The 19,106-nt window shown below is 73.4% G+C and carries 16 protein-coding genes; 12 read left to right on the forward strand and 4 right to left on the reverse strand.

Translation table 11 applies throughout. The annotated features are described in order from the left end of the window. Nucleotides 1-4: 4 nt before the first annotated feature. From alc to L3078_RS37165, 3 genes are all read left to right on the forward strand, one after another. A complete protein-coding gene (alc, locus tag L3078_RS37155) occupies nt 5-1,135 on the forward strand; it encodes an allantoicase (protein WP_239758378.1) in 1,131 nt (376 codons plus the stop codon). Between the two features lie 432 nt (nt 1,136-1,567). After that, a complete protein-coding gene (locus L3078_RS37160) occupies nt 1,568-2,194 on the forward strand; it encodes a dihydrofolate reductase family protein (RefSeq protein WP_239758380.1) in 627 nt (208 codons plus the stop codon). A gap of 151 nt (nt 2,195-2,345) precedes the next feature. Beyond that, the gene (locus L3078_RS37165) at nt 2,346-2,732 is read left to right on the forward strand and encodes a guanyl-specific ribonuclease (protein WP_239758382.1); all 387 of its coding nucleotides are present in this window, start codon (nt 2,346-2,348) and stop codon (nt 2,730-2,732) included. Between the two features lie 96 nt (nt 2,733-2,828). On the opposite strand, the gene L3078_RS37170 is transcribed toward L3078_RS37165, so the two are convergent. After that, complete coding sequence (locus L3078_RS37170; protein WP_239758384.1) at nt 2,829-3,032, reverse strand: hypothetical protein; 204 nt, start codon at nt 3,030-3,032, stop codon at nt 2,829-2,831. Nucleotides 3,033-3,202: 170 nt separating this feature from the next. Between L3078_RS37170 and L3078_RS37175 the strand changes: the two genes are divergently transcribed. Then, entirely contained in the window at nt 3,203-4,465 is a 1,263-nt protein-coding gene (locus L3078_RS37175) for a sensor histidine kinase (protein WP_420864138.1), read from the forward strand. 325 nt (nt 4,466-4,790) lie between these two features. Continuing rightward, nucleotides 4,791-5,636 carry a hypothetical protein gene (locus tag L3078_RS37180; protein ID WP_239758387.1) on the forward strand — a complete coding sequence of 282 codons (846 nt, stop codon included), beginning with the start codon at nt 4,791-4,793 and terminating at the stop codon, nt 5,634-5,636. A 47-nt stretch (nt 5,637-5,683) separates the two neighbouring features. On the opposite strand, the gene L3078_RS37185 is transcribed toward L3078_RS37180, so the two are convergent. Then, a complete protein-coding gene (locus L3078_RS37185) occupies nt 5,684-6,712 on the reverse strand; it encodes an aldo/keto reductase (RefSeq protein WP_239758389.1) in 1,029 nt (342 codons plus the stop codon). 124 nt (nt 6,713-6,836) lie between these two features. Between L3078_RS37185 and L3078_RS37190 the strand changes: the two genes are divergently transcribed. Together L3078_RS37190 and L3078_RS37195 are read left to right on the forward strand one after the other, a co-directional pair. Further along, nucleotides 6,837-7,511 (forward strand): response regulator, encoded by a 675-nt coding sequence (locus L3078_RS37190; RefSeq protein WP_239758391.1) that lies wholly within the window; start codon nt 6,837-6,839, stop codon nt 7,509-7,511. 74 nt (nt 7,512-7,585) lie between these two features. Further along, complete coding sequence (locus L3078_RS37195; RefSeq protein ID WP_239758393.1) at nt 7,586-8,776, forward strand: cytochrome P450 family protein; 1,191 nt, start codon at nt 7,586-7,588, stop codon at nt 8,774-8,776. 234 nt (nt 8,777-9,010) lie between these two features. Here the strand turns inward: L3078_RS37195 and L3078_RS37200 are convergent, their stop codons facing one another. Further along, nucleotides 9,011-10,021: a Gfo/Idh/MocA family oxidoreductase gene (locus tag L3078_RS37200; RefSeq protein ID WP_239758394.1), complete on the reverse strand. Its 1,011-nt coding sequence runs from the start codon at nt 10,019-10,021 to the stop codon at nt 9,011-9,013. A 129-nt stretch (nt 10,022-10,150) separates the two neighbouring features. On the opposite strand from L3078_RS37200, the gene L3078_RS37205 reads away from it, so the two are divergent. The 5 genes from L3078_RS37205 (at nt 10,151) to L3078_RS37225 (ending at nt 18,283) form a co-directional block, all read left to right on the forward strand. Further along, nucleotides 10,151-10,888: a GntR family transcriptional regulator gene (locus tag L3078_RS37205; RefSeq protein ID WP_239760618.1), complete on the forward strand. Its 738-nt coding sequence runs from the start codon at nt 10,151-10,153 to the stop codon at nt 10,886-10,888. A gap of 174 nt (nt 10,889-11,062) precedes the next feature. Continuing rightward, nucleotides 11,063-12,208: an ROK family glucokinase gene (locus L3078_RS37210; protein ID WP_152172533.1), complete on the forward strand. Its 1,146-nt coding sequence runs from the start codon at nt 11,063-11,065 to the stop codon at nt 12,206-12,208. Next, nucleotides 12,205-12,786: a sugar kinase gene (locus L3078_RS37215; protein ID WP_239758396.1), complete on the forward strand. Its 582-nt coding sequence runs from the start codon at nt 12,205-12,207 to the stop codon at nt 12,784-12,786. The genes L3078_RS37210 and L3078_RS37215 overlap by 4 nt, the downstream gene beginning before the upstream one ends. A gap of 209 nt (nt 12,787-12,995) precedes the next feature. Continuing rightward, nucleotides 12,996-15,902, forward strand: coding sequence for a DEAD/DEAH box helicase (locus tag L3078_RS37220; RefSeq protein ID WP_420864200.1), 2,907 nt, complete (start codon nt 12,996-12,998; stop codon nt 15,900-15,902). A gap of 11 nt (nt 15,903-15,913) precedes the next feature. Beyond that, nucleotides 15,914-18,283, forward strand: a complete 2,370-nt coding sequence (locus L3078_RS37225) for an SWIM zinc finger family protein (protein ID WP_239760619.1) — start codon at nt 15,914-15,916, stop codon at nt 18,281-18,283. A gap of 58 nt (nt 18,284-18,341) precedes the next feature. On the opposite strand, the gene L3078_RS37230 is transcribed toward L3078_RS37225, so the two are convergent. After that, nucleotides 18,342-19,034, reverse strand: a complete 693-nt coding sequence (locus L3078_RS37230) for a helix-turn-helix transcriptional regulator (RefSeq protein ID WP_239760620.1) — start codon at nt 19,032-19,034, stop codon at nt 18,342-18,344. Between the last annotated feature and the right edge of the window lie 72 nt (nt 19,035-19,106).

Here is a 19,106-nt window from a genome sequence, read left to right on the forward strand (position 1 = left end):
CATCGTGACGGCGCAGCACCACACCCCGCCCGCGGGTTTCACCGGCGACGCGAACCCCTACGTCGGCGGCGACCCGTACGCGGACTACCGCACCGCCGACTTCCCCTTCACCCAGTACGCCGACCTCGCCGACCGCAGGCTCGGCGCCGGTGTGATCGCCGCCAACGACGAGTTCTTCGCCCACCGGGAGAACCTGCTGGTGCCCGAGCGCGCCGAGTTCGACCCCGAGCACTTCGGGCACAAGGGCAAGGTCATGGACGGCTGGGAGACGCGCCGCCGCCGGGGAGCCTCGGCCGAGCACCCCTGGCCGACGGCCGACGACCACGACTGGGCGTTGATCCGCCTCGGCGCGCCCGGGGTGATCCGGGGGATCGTCGTCGACACGGCCCACTTCCGCGGCAACTACCCGCAGGCGGTGTCCGTCGAGGGCGCCTGCGTGGCCGGTTCCCCGTCCCCGGAGGAACTGCTCGCCGACGACGTGAAGTGGACGACCCTGGTCCCGCGCACCCCCGTCGGCGGCCACGCCGCCAACGGCTTCGCGGTCTCCGTCGAGCAGCGCTTCACCCACCTCCGGCTGAACCAGCACCCCGACGGCGGGATCGCCCGCCTCCGCGTGCACGGCGAGGTCGTGCCGGACCCCGCCTGGCTGGCCGCCCTCGGCACCTTCGACGTGGTCGCCCTGGAGAACGGCGGCCGGGCCGAGGACGCCTCCAACCTCTTCTACTCGCCCGCCACCAACACCATCCAGCCCGGCCGCGCCCGGGTGATGCACGAGTGCTGGGAGACACGGCGCCGCCGCGACCAGGGCAACGACTGGATCCGCTACCGTCTCGCCGCCCAGTCCGAGATCCGCGCCCTGGAGATCGACACGGCCTACCTCAAGGGCAACGCGGCCGGCTGGGCCACGGTCTCGGTGAAGGACGGAGAGGACGGCGAGTGGACGGAGATCCTCCCCCGCACCCGCCTCCAGCCCGACACCAACCACCGCTTCGTCCTCCCGGCGCCGGTCCGGGCCACCCACGCCCGCGTCGACATCTACCCCGACGGCGGCATCTCCCGCCTCCGCCTCTTCGGCTCCCTGACGGAACAGGGCAGCACCCACCTGACGACCCGCCACCAGGAACTGGGCGGCTAGGGAGGGCTCTTGAGGGGGCGCGGAGGATCACGCCGGGCCCCCTACGGCGCCGACCGGACCCGCCCGCGTCGCCCCGAGGCGCCGTCCCGACGGTCCGGGCCCCTGCGGCGTCAACCGGACCGCGCGTCGCCCCGAGGCGCCGTCCCGACGGTCTGGGCCCCTGCGGCGCCGACCGGACCGCGCGTCGCCCTGAGGCGCCGTGCCGACGGTCTGGGCCCCTGCGGCGTCAACCGGACCGCGCGTCGCCCTGAGGCGCCGTCCCGACGGTCCGGGCCCCTACGGCGTCAACCGGACCGCGCGTCGCCCCCGAGGCGCCGTTCGACGTGCTGTCGCCGTGTGCGTCGCCCCGATGTGCCGTCCCACCGATGAGTTGCGGCCCCCGGCGCGGTCTGCCCTGATGACAGGAGACCCGCACCGAAAGCAGGTACCGCCATGGGCAAGCTCACCCTCACCTCCTTCGTCACCCTCGACGGCGTCCACCAGGCCCCCGGCGGCCCCGACGAGGACCGCCGCGACGGCTTCGAGCACGGCGGCTGGAGCGTCCCGTACGGGGACGAGGACTTCGGACGGTTCATCGACGGTGTCTTCGGCCGCGTCGGCGCCTTCCTGCTGGGCCGCAGGACGTACGAGATCTTCGCCGCCCACTGGCCGAAGGTCACCGACCCGGGCGACCCGGTCGCGGCGAAGCTCAACTCCCTGCCGAAGTACCTGGTTTCGCACACCGTCACCCACCCGGAGTGGCGCGGCACGACTGTGCTCTCCGGCGACCTCGCCAAGGAGGTCACCGCCCTCAAGGAGGCCACCGACGGCGAGGTCCAGGTGCACGGCAGCGGCCGCCTCGCCCAGTCGTTGTTCGCCCTCGACCTGGTCGACACCGTGCACCTGCTGACGTTCCCCGTCGTCCTCGGCACCGGCCGCCGCCTGTTCGCCGAGGGCGCCCTGCCGACCGCGTTCCGCCACGCCGGGGGCAGCATCACGAGCACCGGCGTCTCGATCCAGAGCTACGACCGGGTGGGGCGCCCCGAGTACGGCTCGTACGCGCTCCCGGAGAACGCCTGACCTGCGGCGGACCTGCCCGCGGTCGAGGCTGTGAAGATCGCGGGCAGCCCCGCCGACTCCGGTTAACTCCCGGAAAACTTACTGGACGTGCCGGGAAAATCATGGAACTTGTCATTGACATGTCACTGTCTACGCGCGTCATCATGAGGCCATGAGATTCCCCCCACGAGCACCACGCATCGGAGTGGCGGCCGCCCTCCTGTCCGCTCTCCTCGTCGGCGGCACCGTCACCGCCACCCCGGCTGCCGCGGCGGTCGGCAGCATCTGCTACAGCGACCTGCCGTCGCAGGCGCACACCACGCTCGACCTGATCGCGCGAGGCGGCCCCTACCCGTACGCGCAGGACGGCAGCGTCTTCCAGAACCGGGAGCGCATCCTGCCGTCGCGGTCCACCGGCTACTACCACGAGTACACGGTGAAGACCCCCGGCTCCTCCACCCGCGGGGCCCGCCGCATCGTCACCGGCCAGCAGAACGAGGAGGACTACTACACCGCCGACCACTACGCGTCCTTCGACCTGGTCGACTACGACTGCTGACCAGGTCGGGCCGGTCCCAGCCGCCCGGCCGTCCGTCCTCCCCCCACCGGACGGACGGCCGGGCGGCCGCCGGTCACCCGGACGCCGCCAGGACACTCACCCGGACCTACGGCTCTCCGCCGCCGCGAACAGGGCGATCGCCAGGACGATCAGCGCGATGCTCACATAGATCTCGTAGCCGTCCAGGGCGCTCCACCGCTGAGTCACCCCCCACCTCAGCTTGCCGGTGAGTTCGTACACCAGGCCGCCGGTGCCCTGCAGCAGGGCGATGAACCCGAGAAACTCCAACAACTGCTTCATGTCCAGGATCCTCGCCCCGCGGTCCCCCCACCTTCATCGGCCGCGGGGCGAGGATCCCGCGCCACGAGTACCGGTCCGTGGCGCGGCGGACAGCCGAAGGTCGACGACGCCGCGACTTTGGTCGCGATCACCGCCGGAGGGGAGGTGGCAGAGGCCGGCTGTGCATAGATTTGTCGACCGTGAGTGGTGACGAGCCGGTACCCGAGCCCCCGACCTTCCCGGGGCGGAGCTGGCTGTTGCCGTCGGCCCTCCTCGACTCCGACGACGCCCCCGGCGACGGCCGCCCCGCCCGGCCGCCCAGGCGCACCGCACGGGACTGGGCCGTCGACTTCACCTGCTTCCTGCTGGCCGTGCTCCTCGGTCTCCTGGGCGCGGACACCGTCAGGAACGAGCCCGACCTGCCGCAGGCCTTCGCCGTGTTCGACCAGGTGCTGGGCGCGCTCGCCTGCGCCGCCGTCTGGCTGCGCAGACGCCGGCCGGTCGGCCTCGCCGTGGCGATGGTCCCGGTCTGCTTCGTGTCGAACACCGCGGGCGGCGCCGGCCTGGTCGCGTTCTTCACCCTCACCGTGCACCGGCCCTTCCGGTACGTGGCCTGGATCGGCGGAGTATCCCTCCTGCTGACCCCGCTGTTCTTCTGGCTGCGCCCCGACCCCGATGTCCCCTACCCCTGGGCGGTCTTCCTCGCCGTACTCCTCACCGCCGCGATCGTCGGCTGGGGCATGTTCGTGCGCTCCAAACGGCAGCTCATGCTGAGCTTCCGGGACCGCGCCCGACGCGCCGAGACGGAGGCGGCGCTCCGGGCCGAACAGGCGCAACGGCTCGCCAGAGAGGCCATCGCGCGCGAGATGCACGACGTCCTGGCGCACCGTCTGACCCTGCTGAGCGTGCACGCGGGCGCGCTGGAGTTCCGGCCCGACGCGCCACGGGCCGAGATCGTCCGCGCGGCGGGCGTCATCCGGGAGAGCGCCCACGAGGCGCTGCAGGACCTGCGGGAGATCATCGGGGTGCTCCGCGCGGGCGAGCCCGAGGACGCGGGGCGCCCCCAGCCGACGCTGACCGCGCTCGACACCCTCGTCTCCGAGTGCCGAGAGGCCGGGACGAAGGTCGTGCTCGACCAGCACGTCACCGACCGCGCCGCCGTCCCCACCTCCGTCGGCCGCACCGCCTACCGCATCGCCCAGGAGTGCCTGACCAACGCCCGCAAGCACGCCCCCGGCGCCGAGGTCACCGTCACCGTCACGGGCGCCCCGGGCGACGGACTCACCATCCTCGTACGCAACACCGCGCCCCCGGGTGAGGTCCCGCCGGTGCCCGGCTCCGGCCAGGGCCTCATCGGCCTCACCGAACGCGCCACACTGGCCGGGGGCCGCCTGGACCACGGCCCCGAGGAGGACGGCGGCTTCGCGGTGCGGGCCTGGCTGCCCTGGGACTGACCCCGGGCACCGCGTGCGACCGGAACACCCTTGCCCGGGCACCGCGTTCGATCGGAAGCCCCCTGCCGGGGTACCCCGGCACCGCCTTCGAACGGAACTCCCTTATCGGGGTGCGCCCCGCCATCCCGTCCCCCATGATGGCCAGTTGAGGAACGCCAGGTGCGTCTGTGGAGGGGACAGCGGAGTGAGTTTCGGGGGACGCGATCCATACCAGCCACCCTGGCCGCCGCCGGACGGAGGACCGTACGCGCCGCCTCACCCGCACCTGCCGCCCTATCCTCCGCAGGGTCCGCCGTATCCCCCTTACGGCCCGCCGCCCACCCTCGTGCGGCGGCTGCGGGAGGACGAGTGGCCGCCGCTCGGGGAGTTCCTCAAGGGGCTCCGGGTGCACGGCTGCATCTGGGCGATGGCCGCGATGTGCGCGTGGCCGTTGGTGGTCGGTCTGCTGGTGGGCTACCCGCTGGCCCGCTCGGCCCGCCGCCCCGCCCGGCGCGTCTTCCCCTCCCGCTCCCGCCACCGTGCCCCGGACGACGACGTGACGCGGGTGCAGCGCAGACGCGCCTGGACGGCCACCCTCATGTCGCTGCTGATCCTCGCGGTGTACGGCAAGCCCGAGGACGTCGACCAGGCGCAGCAGCAGTTCATGATGCGGCTGACCGTCAGCCCCTGGCTGCTGCTCCTGAGCGCGCCCGTGGTCGTCGCGGCCCTGTTCCGCTGGTCCTCACCCGGCGCCCGCCGGGCCATGCGCGCCCCGCTGCGCACCGCCGGGAAATCCGCCTTGTGGTACGTCGGCGCCTTCACGGCGGTCCCGCTCCTCGGCGGGGCGATCTACTACGCACGCACCCGTCTGGAGCCGGACATGAACCTGTGGGCGCCCCTCGCCCTCCTCGTCCCGCTGCTCTGGGTGCTGCTCTTCATCGTCTTCGCCACCGGACCCGCCGTGCGCAGCGCCTTCAACACCGTCGATGTGCACCCCGCACTTCCCGCGCTGCTCACCGGCGCCCTGGTGTGGGAGTTCTCCGCCATCAACCTGGCCGTCGGCGGACTGCCGCCGGGCCCGCCCCTGGTCCAGCTCGCCGCCCTCGTCGGCGGCCCGGCCTCGGTCACGGCCGTCGCGTGGTGGGAGATCCACCGGCTGCGCGTGCGCCACGGCGTACGGCTGCGCGCCTGACGGACGCCCCCGGCCTGGCACCCGGCCCGGCCTGGGCCCGGCCCCGGTCAGGCCGTGCGCGGCACCACGCGCTGCCCCACCGACCCGTACACCCACGCCGACGCCTCGTCGATGAAGTCCCCGGGGAACCCCAGGCGGAAGTCGGTGGTCTCCTCCAGCCGGGCCAGGATCTCCTCCGGGAGGACCAGCCGGGCGGCGCCCAGGTTGTCCATCAGCTGTTCGACGCGGCGGGCACCCAACACGGGGTGCACGGCGGGGGAGTGGGCCATGGTCCACGCGATGGCGACCTGCGCCGGGGTGGCGCCGAGTTCGTCCGCCGCGCTCTGCACCGCCTCCGCCACCGCGCGTTCGCGCGCGCCGACCGCCTCGGCGGACAGCCGGGTCGCGGTGCCCGGCGCCACCCCGCCCGGGCGGGTGTACTTGCCGGACAGCACACCGTTCTGCAGCGGGCTCCACGCCGCGACCGACATGCCGAACGCCTCCGCCATCGGCAGCAGCTCCCGCTCGATGTCCCGGTTGAGCAGGCTGTACGGCACCTGCAGCGCCGACAGCGGCGACCAACCCCGCCATTCGGCAAGGGTGTTGGCGCGCGCCACCACCCAGGCCGGGGCGTCCGAGATGCCGACGTACAGCACCTTCCCGGACCGTACGGCGTCGTCGAGGGCGCGCATCGTCTCCTCGACCGGGGTGTTGCGGTCCCAGATGTGCACCCAGTAGAGGTCGATGTAGTCCGTCCCGAGCCGCCGCAGGCTCGTCTCCAGGGAGAGCGCGAGGTTCTTGCGGTGGTTGCCCGCGGCGTTGGGGTCGGCGCCGTCCCGGGACACGGTGTACTTGGTGGACAGCACGAACCGGTCGCGCCGGCCCTTGAGCAGTTCGCCGACGATCCGCTCGCTCTCCCCGCCCCGGTAGTTGACCGCCGTGTCGATCACATTGCCGCCGGCCTCCGCGTACACGTCGAGGATCCGCGCGCACTCCTGCGGCGGCGCCCCCACCCCGCCCTGCTCCCCGAACGTCATGGCGCCCAGGAACAGCTCGGAGACCCGCAGCCCCGACCGGCCCAGGAGTCGGTAACGCACCCAAAACCTCCGTCAGTTGAATGCCGTACCGGCCGACACTAACGGGTCCGACCGCGCCGACGCGGCCGTCGGGGCGAAGCGTCCTACGGTGGTGCTCCACGACCGACATCCGAACGGTGGGCCGATGACCGCGATCCGACTGCTCCTCGTCGACGACGACCCCCTCGTGCGTACCGGCCTCTCCCTCATGCTGGGCGGCGCCGACGACATCGAGATCGTCGGCGAGGGCGCCGACGGCCACGAGGTGGAGGCCCTCGTCGACCGTACGCGCCCCGACGTCGTCCTCATGGACATCCGGATGCCGACCGTCGACGGTCTCTCGGCCACCGAGCGGCTGCGCGCCCGCCCGGACGCGCCCGAGGTCGTCGTCCTCACCACCTTCCACGCCGACGACCAGGTCCTGCGCGCCCTGCGGGCCGGCGCCGCCGGGTTCGTCCTCAAGGACACCGCGCCCGCCGAGATCGTCGACGCGGTACGGCGGGTCGCGGCCGGCGACCCCGTGCTCTCGCCCGCCGTCACCCGCCAGCTCATGGTCCACGCCGCGGGCGGCGCCCCCGACACGCGCCGCAGCACCGCTCGTTCCCGGGTCGCCCTCCTCAACGACCGGGAGCGCGAGGTCGCCGTCGCCGTCGGCCGCGGCGCCTCCAACGCCGAGATCGCCGCCGAGCTCTTCCTGAGCGTCGCCACGGTCAAGACCCATGTCTCCCGCGTCCTCGCCAAGCTCGGCCTCAACAACCGAGTGCAGATCGCCCTGTTGACCTACGACGCCGGGCTGCTGGAGGACGACGGGCGGCCTTGACGGACGGTGCGCACTCCTGACCGAGGCGGGCACTCATGAGCGACCACGGGCGTTGGAGGGGTGAAGGGGGAACCATGGGGCATGAGCACGTGATCGATCTCGCGGAGTACGGACCGGGGTTCACCGAGAACCCCCATCCCGTCTACGCCGAACTGCGGGCGCGCGGCCCCGTCCACCGGGTCAGGCTGCCCAAGCCCGACGCGCACCACGAGGTCTGGCTGATCGTCGGGTACGAGGAGGCGCGGGCGGCGCTCGCCGATCCCCGACTGTCGAAGGACGGCTCGAAGATCGGGGTGACCTTCCTCGACGAGGAGCTGATCGGCAAGTATCTGCTGGTCGCCGACCCGCCCCAGCACACCCGGCTGCGGAGACTGATCGCCCGGGAGTTCACCGGACGCCGGGTCGAGCGGCTGCGGCCGAGAATTCAGGAGATCACCGACGCCCTGCTGGACGAGATGGTGCCGCGCGGCCGCGCCGACCTGGTCGAGTCGTTCGCCTACCCGCTGCCCCTCACCGTCATCTGTGAACTGCTCGGCGTGCCCGAGATGGACCGGGCGGCCTTCCGCAAGCTCTCCACCGAGGCGGTGGCACCCACCAGCGGGGAGAGCGAGTACCAGGCCTTCGCCCAACTCGCCGCCTACCTGGAGGAGTTGGTCGAGGACAAGCGATGCTCGCCGCCCGCCGACGATCTGCTCAGCGCGCTGATCCGGACGACCGACGAGGACGGGGACCGCCTGTCACCCGCCGAGCTGCGCGGCATGGCCTTCATCCTTCTGATCGCCGGCCACGAGACCACGGTCAACCTCATCACCGGCGCCGTCCACGCGCTCCTCACCCACCCCGGGCAACTCGCCGAGGTACGGGCCGACATGAGTCTCGTGGACGCGGTCGTGGAGGAGACCCTGCGCTATGAGGGGCCGGTGGAGAACGCGACGTTCCGTTTCGCCGCCGAGCCGTTGGAGATAGGCGGGACGGTCGTCCCGGCGGGGGACGCGGTGCTGATCGGGCTGGCCGCGGCCGATCGTGACGGCGCCCGGTACGCCGATGCCGACCGCTTTGACATCCACCGTGACACTCGGGGGCACCTCGCGTTCGGGCATGGCATCCACTTCTGTCTGGGGGCGGCTCTGGCGCGGCTGGAGGCAGGGGTGGCGCTTCGGGCTCTGCTGCGGCGGTGTCCGGATCTCGCGACGGACGGTCCGGCGGGGGAGTGGCTGCCGGGGATGTTGATACGGGGGGTGCGGAGTCTGCCGGTGCGGTGGTGAGGCGTTCTCTCGCCCCCGCCGCCCCTACCCGTCCCATCCCCAGGGGCTGCGCCCCTTCGACCCCCAAGCGTCCGTCCGGTGGGGGCTGGTCGCGCAGTTCCCCGCGCCCCTGAAAAGCAGGGGCTGCGCCCCGTGCTTTTCAGGCCCGAAAGGCCGGAGGCCTTTCAGGGGCGCGGGGAACTGCGCGAGAAGCCCCACTCACCCGCACCCGTCGACTCACCCCCGGCCGTGTGCCTACTCCCGACCCCCCGGGATCTCGCCCAGGTTGACCGGGCGGTGCTCCCGGCGGGACAGTTCGCACGCCTCGGCCACCCGCAGGGCCTGCAGCGCCTCTCGCCCGTCGCACGGGTTCGCCCGCTCGCCGCGTACCACTTCCACGAACGCGGCGATCTCGGCCTCGTACGCGGCGGCGAACCGCTCCAGGAACCCGGTCCACGGCTTGTCCGCCGGCGGCGGCCCGCTCGGCTCCGTGGACGCGACCGGCGTACGGTCGTCCAGTCCGACCACGACCGTGTCCAGCTCCCCGGCCAGCTCCAGCCGTACGTCGTACCCGGCCCCGTTCACCCGCGCCGCCGTGGCCGTGACGAGCGTGCCGTCCTCCAGTGTGAGCACGGAGGCGGCCGTATCGAGGTCGTGCGCCTCCCGGAACATCGGGTGCCCGACGTCGGACCCGGTCGCGTAGACGGTGGCGACCTCGCGCCCCGTCACCCACCGCACGATGTCGAAGTCATGGATCAGGGTGTCCCGGTAGATCCCGCCGGAGACCGGCAGATACTCCGGAGGCGGCGGCGTCTGATCGGCCGTCAGCGCCCGTACGGTGTGCAGCCGACCGAGCCGGCCCGCCCGCACCGCCTCGCGGGCCGTGACATAGCCCGAGTCGAAACGCCGCTGGAATCCCATCTGCAGCACCGTCCCGGCCGCGTCGACCTCGGCCAGCGCGCTTAAGGTGCCCGGCAGGTCCACGGCGACGGGTTTCTCGCAGAAGACCGGCAGTCCGGAGCGTGCTGCCCGACCGATCAGTTCGCCGTGGGCCGACGTCGCGGCCGTTATCACCACGGCGTCCACACCCCAGGTGAAGATCTCGTCCACGCCCGGCGCCACCGTCTCGCCGAGGCGATCCGCGAGGTCATGGGCCCGAGCCGTATCGACGTCAGTGATGATCAGGGAGCCGACATCACGGTGGCGGCTGAGGGTGGTCGCGTGAAACGTCCCGATGCGACCCGCCCCGATGAGTCCGATGCGCATGGGAAACAAAGTGGGGTCGTACCTGCCGCTCTGTCAATGGTTTGTCCGGACAACCGAACTACGCAACTTCCCGTCAACCAGCACCGGGGCTACGCTCGGCCCGTGCCGAAACCAGAAGTGGATCCGACCGTGTCGCTCCAGCTCAGCGTCGACCGCAGCAGCCCGGTCCCGCTCTACTTCCAGCTGTCCCAGCAGTTGGAGGCCGCGATCGAGCACGGCGAGCTGACCCCCGGCAGTCTGCTGGGCAACGAGATCGAGCTGGCCGCACGCCTCGGCCTGTCCCGCCCCACCGTTCGCCAGGCCATCCAGTCCCTGGTCGACAAGGGCCTGCTCGTACGCCGCCGAGGTGTGGGCACCCAGGTCGTCCACAGCCAGGTCAAGCGCCCCCTGGAACTGAGCAGCCTCTACGACGACCTGGAGGCCGCGGGCCAGCGTCCGGCCACCCGCGTCCTGGTCAACATCACCGTCACCGCCACCGCCGAGGTCGCCGCCGCCCTGGCCGTCGCCGAGGGCAGCGAAGTCCACCGCATCGAGCGACTCCGTCTGGCCCACGGCGAACCCATGGCCTACCTCTGCAACTACCTCCCCACCGACCTCCTCGACCTCGATTCCCCCCAGCTCGAGGCCACCGGTCTCTACCGCCTCATGCGCACCGCCGGCATCACCCTCCACAGCGCCCGCCAGACCATCGGCGCGAGATCGGCGACCCCGGACGAGGCCGACCGCCTCGGAGAACCGGAGAACGCCCCCTTGCTCACCATGCAGCGCACCACGTTCGACGACACGGGCCGAGCCGTCGAATACGGCACCCACATCTACCGGGCCTCCCGCTACTCGTTCGACTTCCAACTGCTGGTGAGGACGTAGGACCTGTGAAAGCACGGGGCTAGGACCCGTGAAAGCACGGGGCGCAGCCCCTGCTTTCACAGGGGCGCGGGGAACTGCGCGAGAAGCCCCACCGGCCCCGCACCCGAAAAACAACCGATGGCACCCCCCGCCCCCACGCCGCACCGAGCGGAGCGCTAAGGCAGAATCGGCCCGATGAGCACTTACCGCGACTTCACCCACCGCGGCTCCGCGCGGGCCACCGTCCTGCGGACCGTGGGAACGCGCGAGCGCCGCTCCCACCTGACGGCCCCCCGCGTCCCCACCGTCGGCATCGACATCGGCGGCACGAAGGTGATGGCGGGCGTCGTGGACGCCGACGGCAACATCCTGGAGAAGCTCCGCACGGAGACCCCGGACAAGTCGAAGAGCCCCCAGGTCGTCGAGGACACCATCACGGAACTGGTCCTGGACCTCTCGGACCGGCACGACGTGCACGCCGTCGGCATCGGCGCCGCCGGCTGGGTGGACGCGGACCGCAACCGCGTGCTGTTCGCCCCCCACCTGTCCTGGCGCAACGAACCCCTGCGTGACCGCCTCGCCGGCCGCCTGGCCGTGCCGGTCCTGGTCGACAACGACGCCAACGCCGCCGCCTGGGCCGAGTGGCGCTTCGGCGCCGGCCGCGACGAGGACCACCTCGTCATGATCACGCTCGGCACCGGCATCGGCGGCGCGATCCTGGAGGACGGCCAGGTCAAGCGCGGCAAGTTCGGCGTCGCGGGCGAGTTCGGCCATATGCAGGTCGTGCCCGGCGGCCACCGCTGCCCGTGCGGCAACCGCGGCTGCTGGGAGCAGTACAGCTCGGGGAACGCCCTGGTCAGAGAGGCCCGCGAACTCGCGGCGGCCGACTCCCCGGTGGCGTACGGGATCATCGAGCACGTCAAGGGGAACATCGGCGACATCACCGGCCCGATGATCACCGAGCTGGCCCGCGAGGGCGACGCGATGTGCATCGAGCTGCTCCAGGACATCGGCCAGTGGCTCGGCGTCGGCATCGCCAACCTCGCCGCAGCCCTCGACCCGTCCTGCTTCGTCATCGGCGGCGGTGTCTCGGCCGCCGACGACCTGCTCATCGGCCCGGCCCGGGACGCCTTCCGCCGCCACCTCACCGGCCGCGGCTACCGCCCCGAGGCCCGGATCGCCCGCGCCCAGCTCGGGCCCGAGGCCGGCATGGTGGGCGCCGCCGACCTCGCCAGACTCGTCGCCCGCCGCTTCCGCCGCGCCAACCGGCGCAGAGTCGAGCGGTACGAGCGCTACGCGCGGTACGTGGAGGCCCGTCGCACCACCCAGGACTCCGCGTGAGCGGCTCGGTGCCCCACCAGGGCTCCTCCCCGGAGGAACCGGAGCGGCCCGCCGAGGGCCGCCGCCACAAGATCCGCCGCCGGGCCCTCACCCTGGCGATCATCGTGGTGCTCATCGGTGTACCGGCCGGCTATCTGGTGATCTCCGCCAACCAGAGCCGCGACAGCGGCAAGGACAAGGAGAAGAAGTACTCGGCGACCGGCCTCACCGCGCACTGGCCCTCCCGGGTCCAACAGCGCCTCTACCAGGTGCCGATCCCGCCGTACTCCAAGCACGTCGCGTACTACGAGACGAACAACTGGAAGACCAGCCGCCTCTACGTGCAGTTCTATACGAGCAACGAGGGCCTGGAGAGCTTCCTCAACCAGATCGGCGCCGGCACCGGTGACCTGGTCGAGGACAAGGCCGCGATCAACGCGCGCGACCGGGGGATCGTCGGCTGGGACTTCACCGGCACCGGCCCCTGGTACGGCCTCGTCAACGACCAGAAGAACCCCGCGCCCACGCACGACATCGTCGTGAACCGGTCCAACCCGGACCATCCGATGGTGTACGTGGTGTCGCGAACCGTGCCCTGACCTGCCCGGACACCGCCGCGGGCGGGCTCCCCGCCCGCTCGCGGCGGCCCATTGTCAGACCCCGCCCGTAGAGTCGGAGGCAGCTGATCGAGTCGAAGGCGGCCGATCGGAGCCGGACCGGAGACGGCGCATCGGAGGAGGGGCGGGAGGTGACCGGAGGCATGCGGGACATGGCTGTCCCCGAGACGGACACGTCCGCTGCCGCGCGTATGCCCGCGAGCGGGCGTACACCCGTGCCGGAGGAGACGTCCGCGCATGCTCCTGCGCGTGCGGGGGCGCCAGCGCGTGCGTCCGTGGCTGAGGGGGCGTCCGTGTTGCCTGCGGGGCGGTCCGTGCCCGTCCGGCTGGCCGCCGTGTTCCTTCCCGCCCCGCTTCCCCGGCACAGCCGGTTCGCGTTCTGGGATCCGGCGGGCGCGGAGCCGCCACCGGGTGCCGACGAGGACCTCACCGTCGTACGACCCCACGGCTCGGGCGCCCGCAGGGGCACCGTCCCCGCCCTGTCCCTGCCGGTCGGCGAGGCGCTTCCCCTGCTCACCCGCGCTCGTCGCGACCCCGCCGCCCATCCCGCCACGGCCTGCTGGGGCGCGGCCGCGCTGCACGCGCTGCGGCTCGTCGTCCGGGGTCGGCTGCTGCCCGGACTGACCGCCGAGGGGTACGACGCGTGGCGGGCGGGCCCCCTTGACCCGGACGACATCGCCCACCTCAGGGCCGTCGCCGCGGCCCTGCCGTACGAGGGCCACGCCGTGCCGCTGCCCGGCAAGGGCCCGCTCCGGCTGCCCGAGCCGGAGGCCCTGATGCGGTCCTTCCTGGACGCGGTCGCCGACACGCTCCCGCGCGGCCCGGCGGCGCCGTACGTCTCCGGGAAACCGTTCGCGGCGCACACCGCACAGCGCCTGCCGCACGCGCGCGACTGGGCCGCCGAGGTCGCCGCCGGCATGGACGCGGGCGTACGGATCTCCCTGCGCCTGGACCTGTCGGCGTACGACCTCTTCGACGACGCCGAACGGGCCCCGCGGGCGGGCGCGGCCGTCGTCCAGGTGCACAGCCTCGCCGACCCCACCCTCGTCGTCGACGCGGCGGCGCTCTGGGCGGGCGACGCGGACGCGGCCTTCGGGCCCCGCGCCCGCGTGGACGCCGCCCTCGCCGTCCGCCGCGCCGCACGCGTCTGGCCGCCCCTGGACCGCCTCGGCGAACAGGACGTCCCCGACGTCCTCGCCCTCTCCGAGGACGAACTGTCCGACCTGCTGGGCGTCGCCGCGACCCGGCTCGGCGCGGCCGGCGTCGCGGTGCACTGGCCCCGGGACCTGGCCCACGACCTCAGCGCCCGCGCCGAGGTGCGCCCCGCGCCGGGCTCCGCCACGGACGGCACCGGGTTCTTCGAGAGCGAGGAACTGCTGCGGTTCCGCTGGCAGTTGGCGCTCGGCGGCGACCCGCTCACCGAATCCGAGATGGACACCCTCGCCGAGGCCCACCGCCCGATCGTCCGCCTCCGCGACCAGTGGGTCCTCGTCGACCCGGCCCTCGTCCGCAAGGCCCGTAAACGCGAACTGGGCCTCCTCGATCCGGTGGACGCCCTGTCCGTGGCCCTCACCGGCCAGGCCGAGGTCGACGGCGAGACGGTGGAAGCGGTGCCGGTCGGGGCCCTCGCGGCCCTCCGCGACCGTCTGACGGCCGGCGTCGCCCCGGTCGAACCGCCGCCCGGCCTCGCGGCCACCCTCCGCGACTACCAACTCCGGGGCCTGGCCTGGCTCGACCTCATGACCTCCCTCGGCCTCGGCGGCTGCCTCGCCGACGACATGGGCCTCGGCAAGACGATCACCGTCATCGCCCTGCATCTGCGCCGGGCCCGCCCCGAGCCCACCCTGGTCGTCTGCCCCGCCTCGCTGCTGGGCAACTGGCAGCGGGAGATCACCCGCTTCGCCCCCGGCGTCCCCGTCCGCCGCTTCCACGGCACCGACCGCTCTCTGGACGCCCTCGACGGCGGTTTCGTCCTCACCACCTACGGCACCATGCGCGCGGCCGCCCCGCACCTGGCCGACCAGCGCTGGGGCATGGTCGTCGCCGACGAGGCCCAGCACGTCAAGAACCCCTACTCGGCGACGGCGAAGGCGCTGCGCACGATCCCGACGCCCGCGCGCGTGGCGCTCACCGGCACCCCGGTCGAGAACAACCTCTCCGAGCTCTGGGCCCTCCTCGACTGGACGACCCCGGGACTCCTCGGCCCGCTCAAGTCCTTCCGGGCCCGGCACGCCCGCGCCGTGGAGAACGGCGAGGACCAGGAGGCGGTCACCCGTCTCGCCCGTCTGGTCCGCCCCTTCCTCCTGCGCCGCAAGAAGTCGGACCCGGGCATCGTGCCCGAACTCCCGCCCAAGACCGAGACGGACCACCCCGTCCCCCTCACCCGCGAACAGGCCGCGCTGTACGAGGCCGTCGTCCGTGAGTCGTTGCTCGCCATCGAGACGGCGGAGGGCATCGCCCGCCGGGGCCTCGTCCTGAAGCTCCTGGGGGCCCTGAAGCAGATCTGCGACCACCCGGCGCTGTATCTGAAGGAGGAGCCCGGCGCCGCCACCGGCGACCGCTTCGCCGCGCGCTCCGGCAAACTGGCCCTGCTGGACGAGCTGTTGGACACGCTGCTCGCCGAGGACGGCTCGGCGCTGGTCTTCACCCAGTACGTCGGCATGGCCCGGCTGATCACCGCGCACCTCGCCGACCGAGCGGTCCCGGTCGAACTGCTCCATGGCGGTACGCCGGTCAAGGACCGCGAACACATGGTGGACCGTTTCCAGAGCGGGGCGACACCGGTCCTCGTCCTGTCCCTGAAAGCGGCGGGCACCGGCCTGAACCTCACTCGCGCCGGCCATGTCGTCCACTTCGACCGCTGGTGGAACCCGGCCGTCGAGGAGCAGGCCACCGACCGCGCCTACCGCATCGGCCAGACCCAGCCCGTCCAGGTCCATCGCCTCATCACCGAGGGCACCGTCGAGGACCGCATCGCCGAGATGCTGGAGTCCAAGCGTGCCCTGTCCGACGCCATCCTCGGCTCGGGCGAGGCGGCCCTCACGGAGCTGACCGACCGGGAGCTGACGGACCTGGTGTCGTTGCGGAGGTCGTCGTGAGCGGGGCGGACGTGAGTGGGGCGGACGTCAGCGGGGCAGCGGGGACACCCGAGGGTACGGAGGGCGCCCGCCCCGCCGACGCGGCCCGCCGCGCGCTGCGCGCCGCGCGGGATGCGGGGGCGGACGCGGACGGACGTGCGCTTCCGGAAACCGGGCCCGGCACCGACCCCGGTGCGGTGAAGCGTCGGCCGACCGGGGAGGCCGGAGGTGCGCGCCCGGGGGACGCTGCCCGGGAGGCGCTGCGGAGGGCGTCGGAGTCCAGGACGGCAACTCCTGACGCTGGGCGTACCGCCCCGGGTGACGAGAGCGAGGAGCAGGCGAAGTGGGCGGAGCCGGCGAAGCGGGAGCAGAGCGCGGGACGGGAGTCGAGTGGGAGGCAGTCGGCGAGCGAACCCCGGGAGAGGGACGACCGGCAGGAGACGACTGACCCGCGTGAGACAAGTGATCGGCGTGAGACGAGTGACCCGCGTGGGACGGGTGAGAGGCGCGCGCCCGGTGCCCGTCCCGGTGACATTGCCCGGGAGGCCCTGAGGGCCGCACGGGACGCGGCCGAGGGTGCCCGCCTGGCGGCGGAGGAGGCTTCTGCCGAGCGGGTGGGCCGGGGGAGCGGCCGGGGCTCACGGCCGGCCGTCGGCCAGTCCGGTCGCCTGCGGGAGGCGCGGGGCGGGATCGGCGACGGGGCTCCGGCGGGGGACCGCGCGGGGCGTGGCCCTGGAGCCTTTTCGGAGGGCCGGAGGCCCGGAGCGCCCCGCCGGGACCGCGTGGCCGCCGATCGTGCCCGCGCTGTGCGGGAACTGCTCGCCGACGCCTTCAAGATGCCCGCCGACGACGTCCAGGAGGCGGGCGGCGCGGAGACGACGGGCCCGGTGGCGGTGGCGGCCTGGGGACCGGATCACCGACCTGGTGTCACGGAGGGCGAAGCGGCACGGACGAGCACGCCCGGTCTCGCGGCCGACGGCACGGCGGACGAGGACGCCACGGGAGCCGCGAGAGCCACGGACGGGGCGGCCGCATGGGTGAGCGGCGGGGTGACCACGACAAGAGCGTCCGGCGACGGGGCGGACGTCCCTCAGGCCGCCCCGCGTGTCCCGCGATCCATGGCCGCGCCCTCGCGGGACGGCGAACTGCGGCGCACCTTCCGCCCGTTCCCGCCGCGCGCCTCCGCCGGGGAGGCGTTCGCGGAGAGCTGGTGGGGCAACGCGTGGGTGGCGGCGCTGGAAGAGGGCGCGTTGGACGCGGCACGGCTGGCGCGCGGACGGGCGTACGCCGACAAGGGGAACGTCGACGCGATCACCGTGACGCCCGGGCTTGTGCTGGCCTACGTGCACGGCAGCAGGCCCCGGCCGTACCGGGTGCAGCTCCGCCTGCGGACGCTGGACGACACCGAATGGGACCGCTTCCTGGACGCGGCGGCGGAACAGCCCGCCCACATCGCCGCGCTGCTGGACAAGGAACTGCCCCCCGGCCTGGCCGACCCCGGAGCCGGACCCGCACCTGACCGGGGCGTGCGTCTCCTGCCCGGCCCTCGGGAGCTCGACCCCCGTTGCAGCTGCCCCGACTTCGGGCACCCCTGCAAGCACGCGGCTGCGCTCTGCTACCAGACGGCGCGGCTGCTGGACGAGGACCCGTTCGTGCTGTTGCTGCTGCGGGGCCGGGGCGAGCGGGAGTTGCTCGACGCGTTGTCACGGCGGAACGCGGCCCGTGCGGCGCGCGCCGCGCAGGAGCAGGAGCCCGCACCGCTCCCGGGTGTGCGGGCCCGTGACGCCCTCGCCCCGCGCACCCTCCCGCCGCTGCCCGCCCCGTTGCCCCCGCCACCGCACCCGGAGCAGCCGCCGGTGTATCCGGGCGCGCCCGGCGGCCCGGATCCGTTCGCGCTGGACCAGTTGGCGACCGACGCGGCGGCCCGCGCGCACGCGTTGCTCACCACGGGACGTGACCCGGTGGCCGAACTGACGCTGTGGCAGGACGCGGTACGGCTCGCCGCCGCCCGCCCCGGCTCCGGTCTCACCGCCACCACCCGCGCCCTCTACTCCTCACTCGCCGCGGCCACCGGTCGCACCCCGGCCGACCTGGCCCGCGCGGTCGCCGCCTGGCGCCAGGGCGGCCTCGAAGGGCTGGCCGTCCTGGAGGAGCCCTGGGACCCGCCGGCGGGCCGCTTCGACCGCGCCCGCCCCCTGCTCCTGGCCGCGGACCTCCCGGCCTTCCGCCCCTGGCGCAACCACCTCACCCACCCCCACGGCCACCTCCAGCTCCGCCTCGGCCACGACGGCCTCTGGTACGCGTACGAGTCCGACCCGGGCCACGACGACTGGTGGCCGAGAGGCACCCCGGACCTCGACCCGGTGGGCGCCCTGACCGGCCTGGGAGCGGCCGACGACTGACGGCACGCGCGACGCCCCGCCGACGGAGACGCGTGGAGCCGTGATCCCGAGCGCGCTGTCAGGTAGCCGCGGGGGAGGCCGGCTGGAGGCGGACGCAGCAGTGCCCGGGGCCGGGCGCCAGGAGCGCGCGCAGGTCGTCCTCGCCCAGTCCGCGCAGGAGGCCGCGGAGCAGGTGCAGGTTCATGCCGCACACCGTTTCGGTGTGCTCCCGCGCGAGCGCGTGGAACGGGCAGTTGCCCAGCACGACGGCATCACCCTCGTGCCGTGGCTCGAACCCGTACCGCTCCAGCAGTTCGGTCACGTCCCCGTCGCCCTGGCCGGCGATGCGCGCGCCGACGTCGTCGGCGGTGCGGTGCAGCACCGCGCGCACGGGCTCGCCGGTGGCCTCGGACTCCTCCAGGGCTTGGGCGAGGAGCCGTCCGGCGAGTTCGTAGTGCCGCTCGGGCAGGCTGACGCTGACCTGCCTGGAGGAGCGTTTGTAGAGCTTGGCCGGCCGTCCCGCACCCGGGCCGGAGCGCCCGCTGCGGCGCTCGTAGACGACGTCGAGCAGTCCTTCCTCGGCGAGGCGGTCCAGATGGAAGGCCGCGGTCTGCCGGGCCAGGCCGAGGTCCGCCGCCGCGTCGTCCCGGCCGACCGGGTCCGAGCGGCGGCAGACGTGGTCGTAGAGCCTCCTGCGCGTCGGCTCGTCGAGCGCGGCGACGGCGGAGACGTCGGGGCGGGGCCGTACTTCTTCCGAGTGGTCCACGAACACCAGTGTAAAACCCACAGCCATTGACTAAAGAGAATCCGCGCGCTTCTATCGATAGTGAAAGTTGTCGATAGA

Source organism: Streptomyces deccanensis (assembly GCF_022385335.1).
Taxonomy (GTDB): Bacteria; Actinomycetota; Actinomycetes; order Streptomycetales; family Streptomycetaceae; genus Streptomyces; species Streptomyces deccanensis.

Excerpts from the sequence above, each read along its gene's own strand:
- L3078_RS37220 (WP_420864200.1), top strand. The coding sequence starts at position 12,996 with ATGCCCGCGAGCGGGCGTACACCCGTGCCGGAGGAGACGTCCGCGCAT.
- L3078_RS37190 (WP_239758391.1), top strand. The coding sequence starts at position 6,837 with ATGACCGCGATCCGACTGCTCCTCGTCGACGACGACCCCCTCGTGCGT.
- L3078_RS37160 (WP_239758380.1), top strand. The coding sequence starts at position 1,568 with ATGGGCAAGCTCACCCTCACCTCCTTCGTCACCCTCGACGGCGTCCAC.
- L3078_RS37210 (WP_152172533.1), top strand. The coding sequence starts at position 11,063 with ATGAGCACTTACCGCGACTTCACCCACCGCGGCTCCGCGCGGGCCACC.
- L3078_RS37200 (WP_239758394.1), bottom strand. The coding sequence starts at position 10,021 with ATGCGCATCGGACTCATCGGGGCGGGTCGCATCGGGACGTTTCACGCG.
- L3078_RS37165 (WP_239758382.1), top strand. The coding sequence starts at position 2,346 with ATGAGATTCCCCCCACGAGCACCACGCATCGGAGTGGCGGCCGCCCTC.
- L3078_RS37195 (WP_239758393.1), top strand. The coding sequence starts at position 7,586 with ATGGGGCATGAGCACGTGATCGATCTCGCGGAGTACGGACCGGGGTTC.
- L3078_RS37170 (WP_239758384.1), bottom strand. The coding sequence starts at position 3,032 with ATGAAGCAGTTGTTGGAGTTTCTCGGGTTCATCGCCCTGCTGCAGGGC.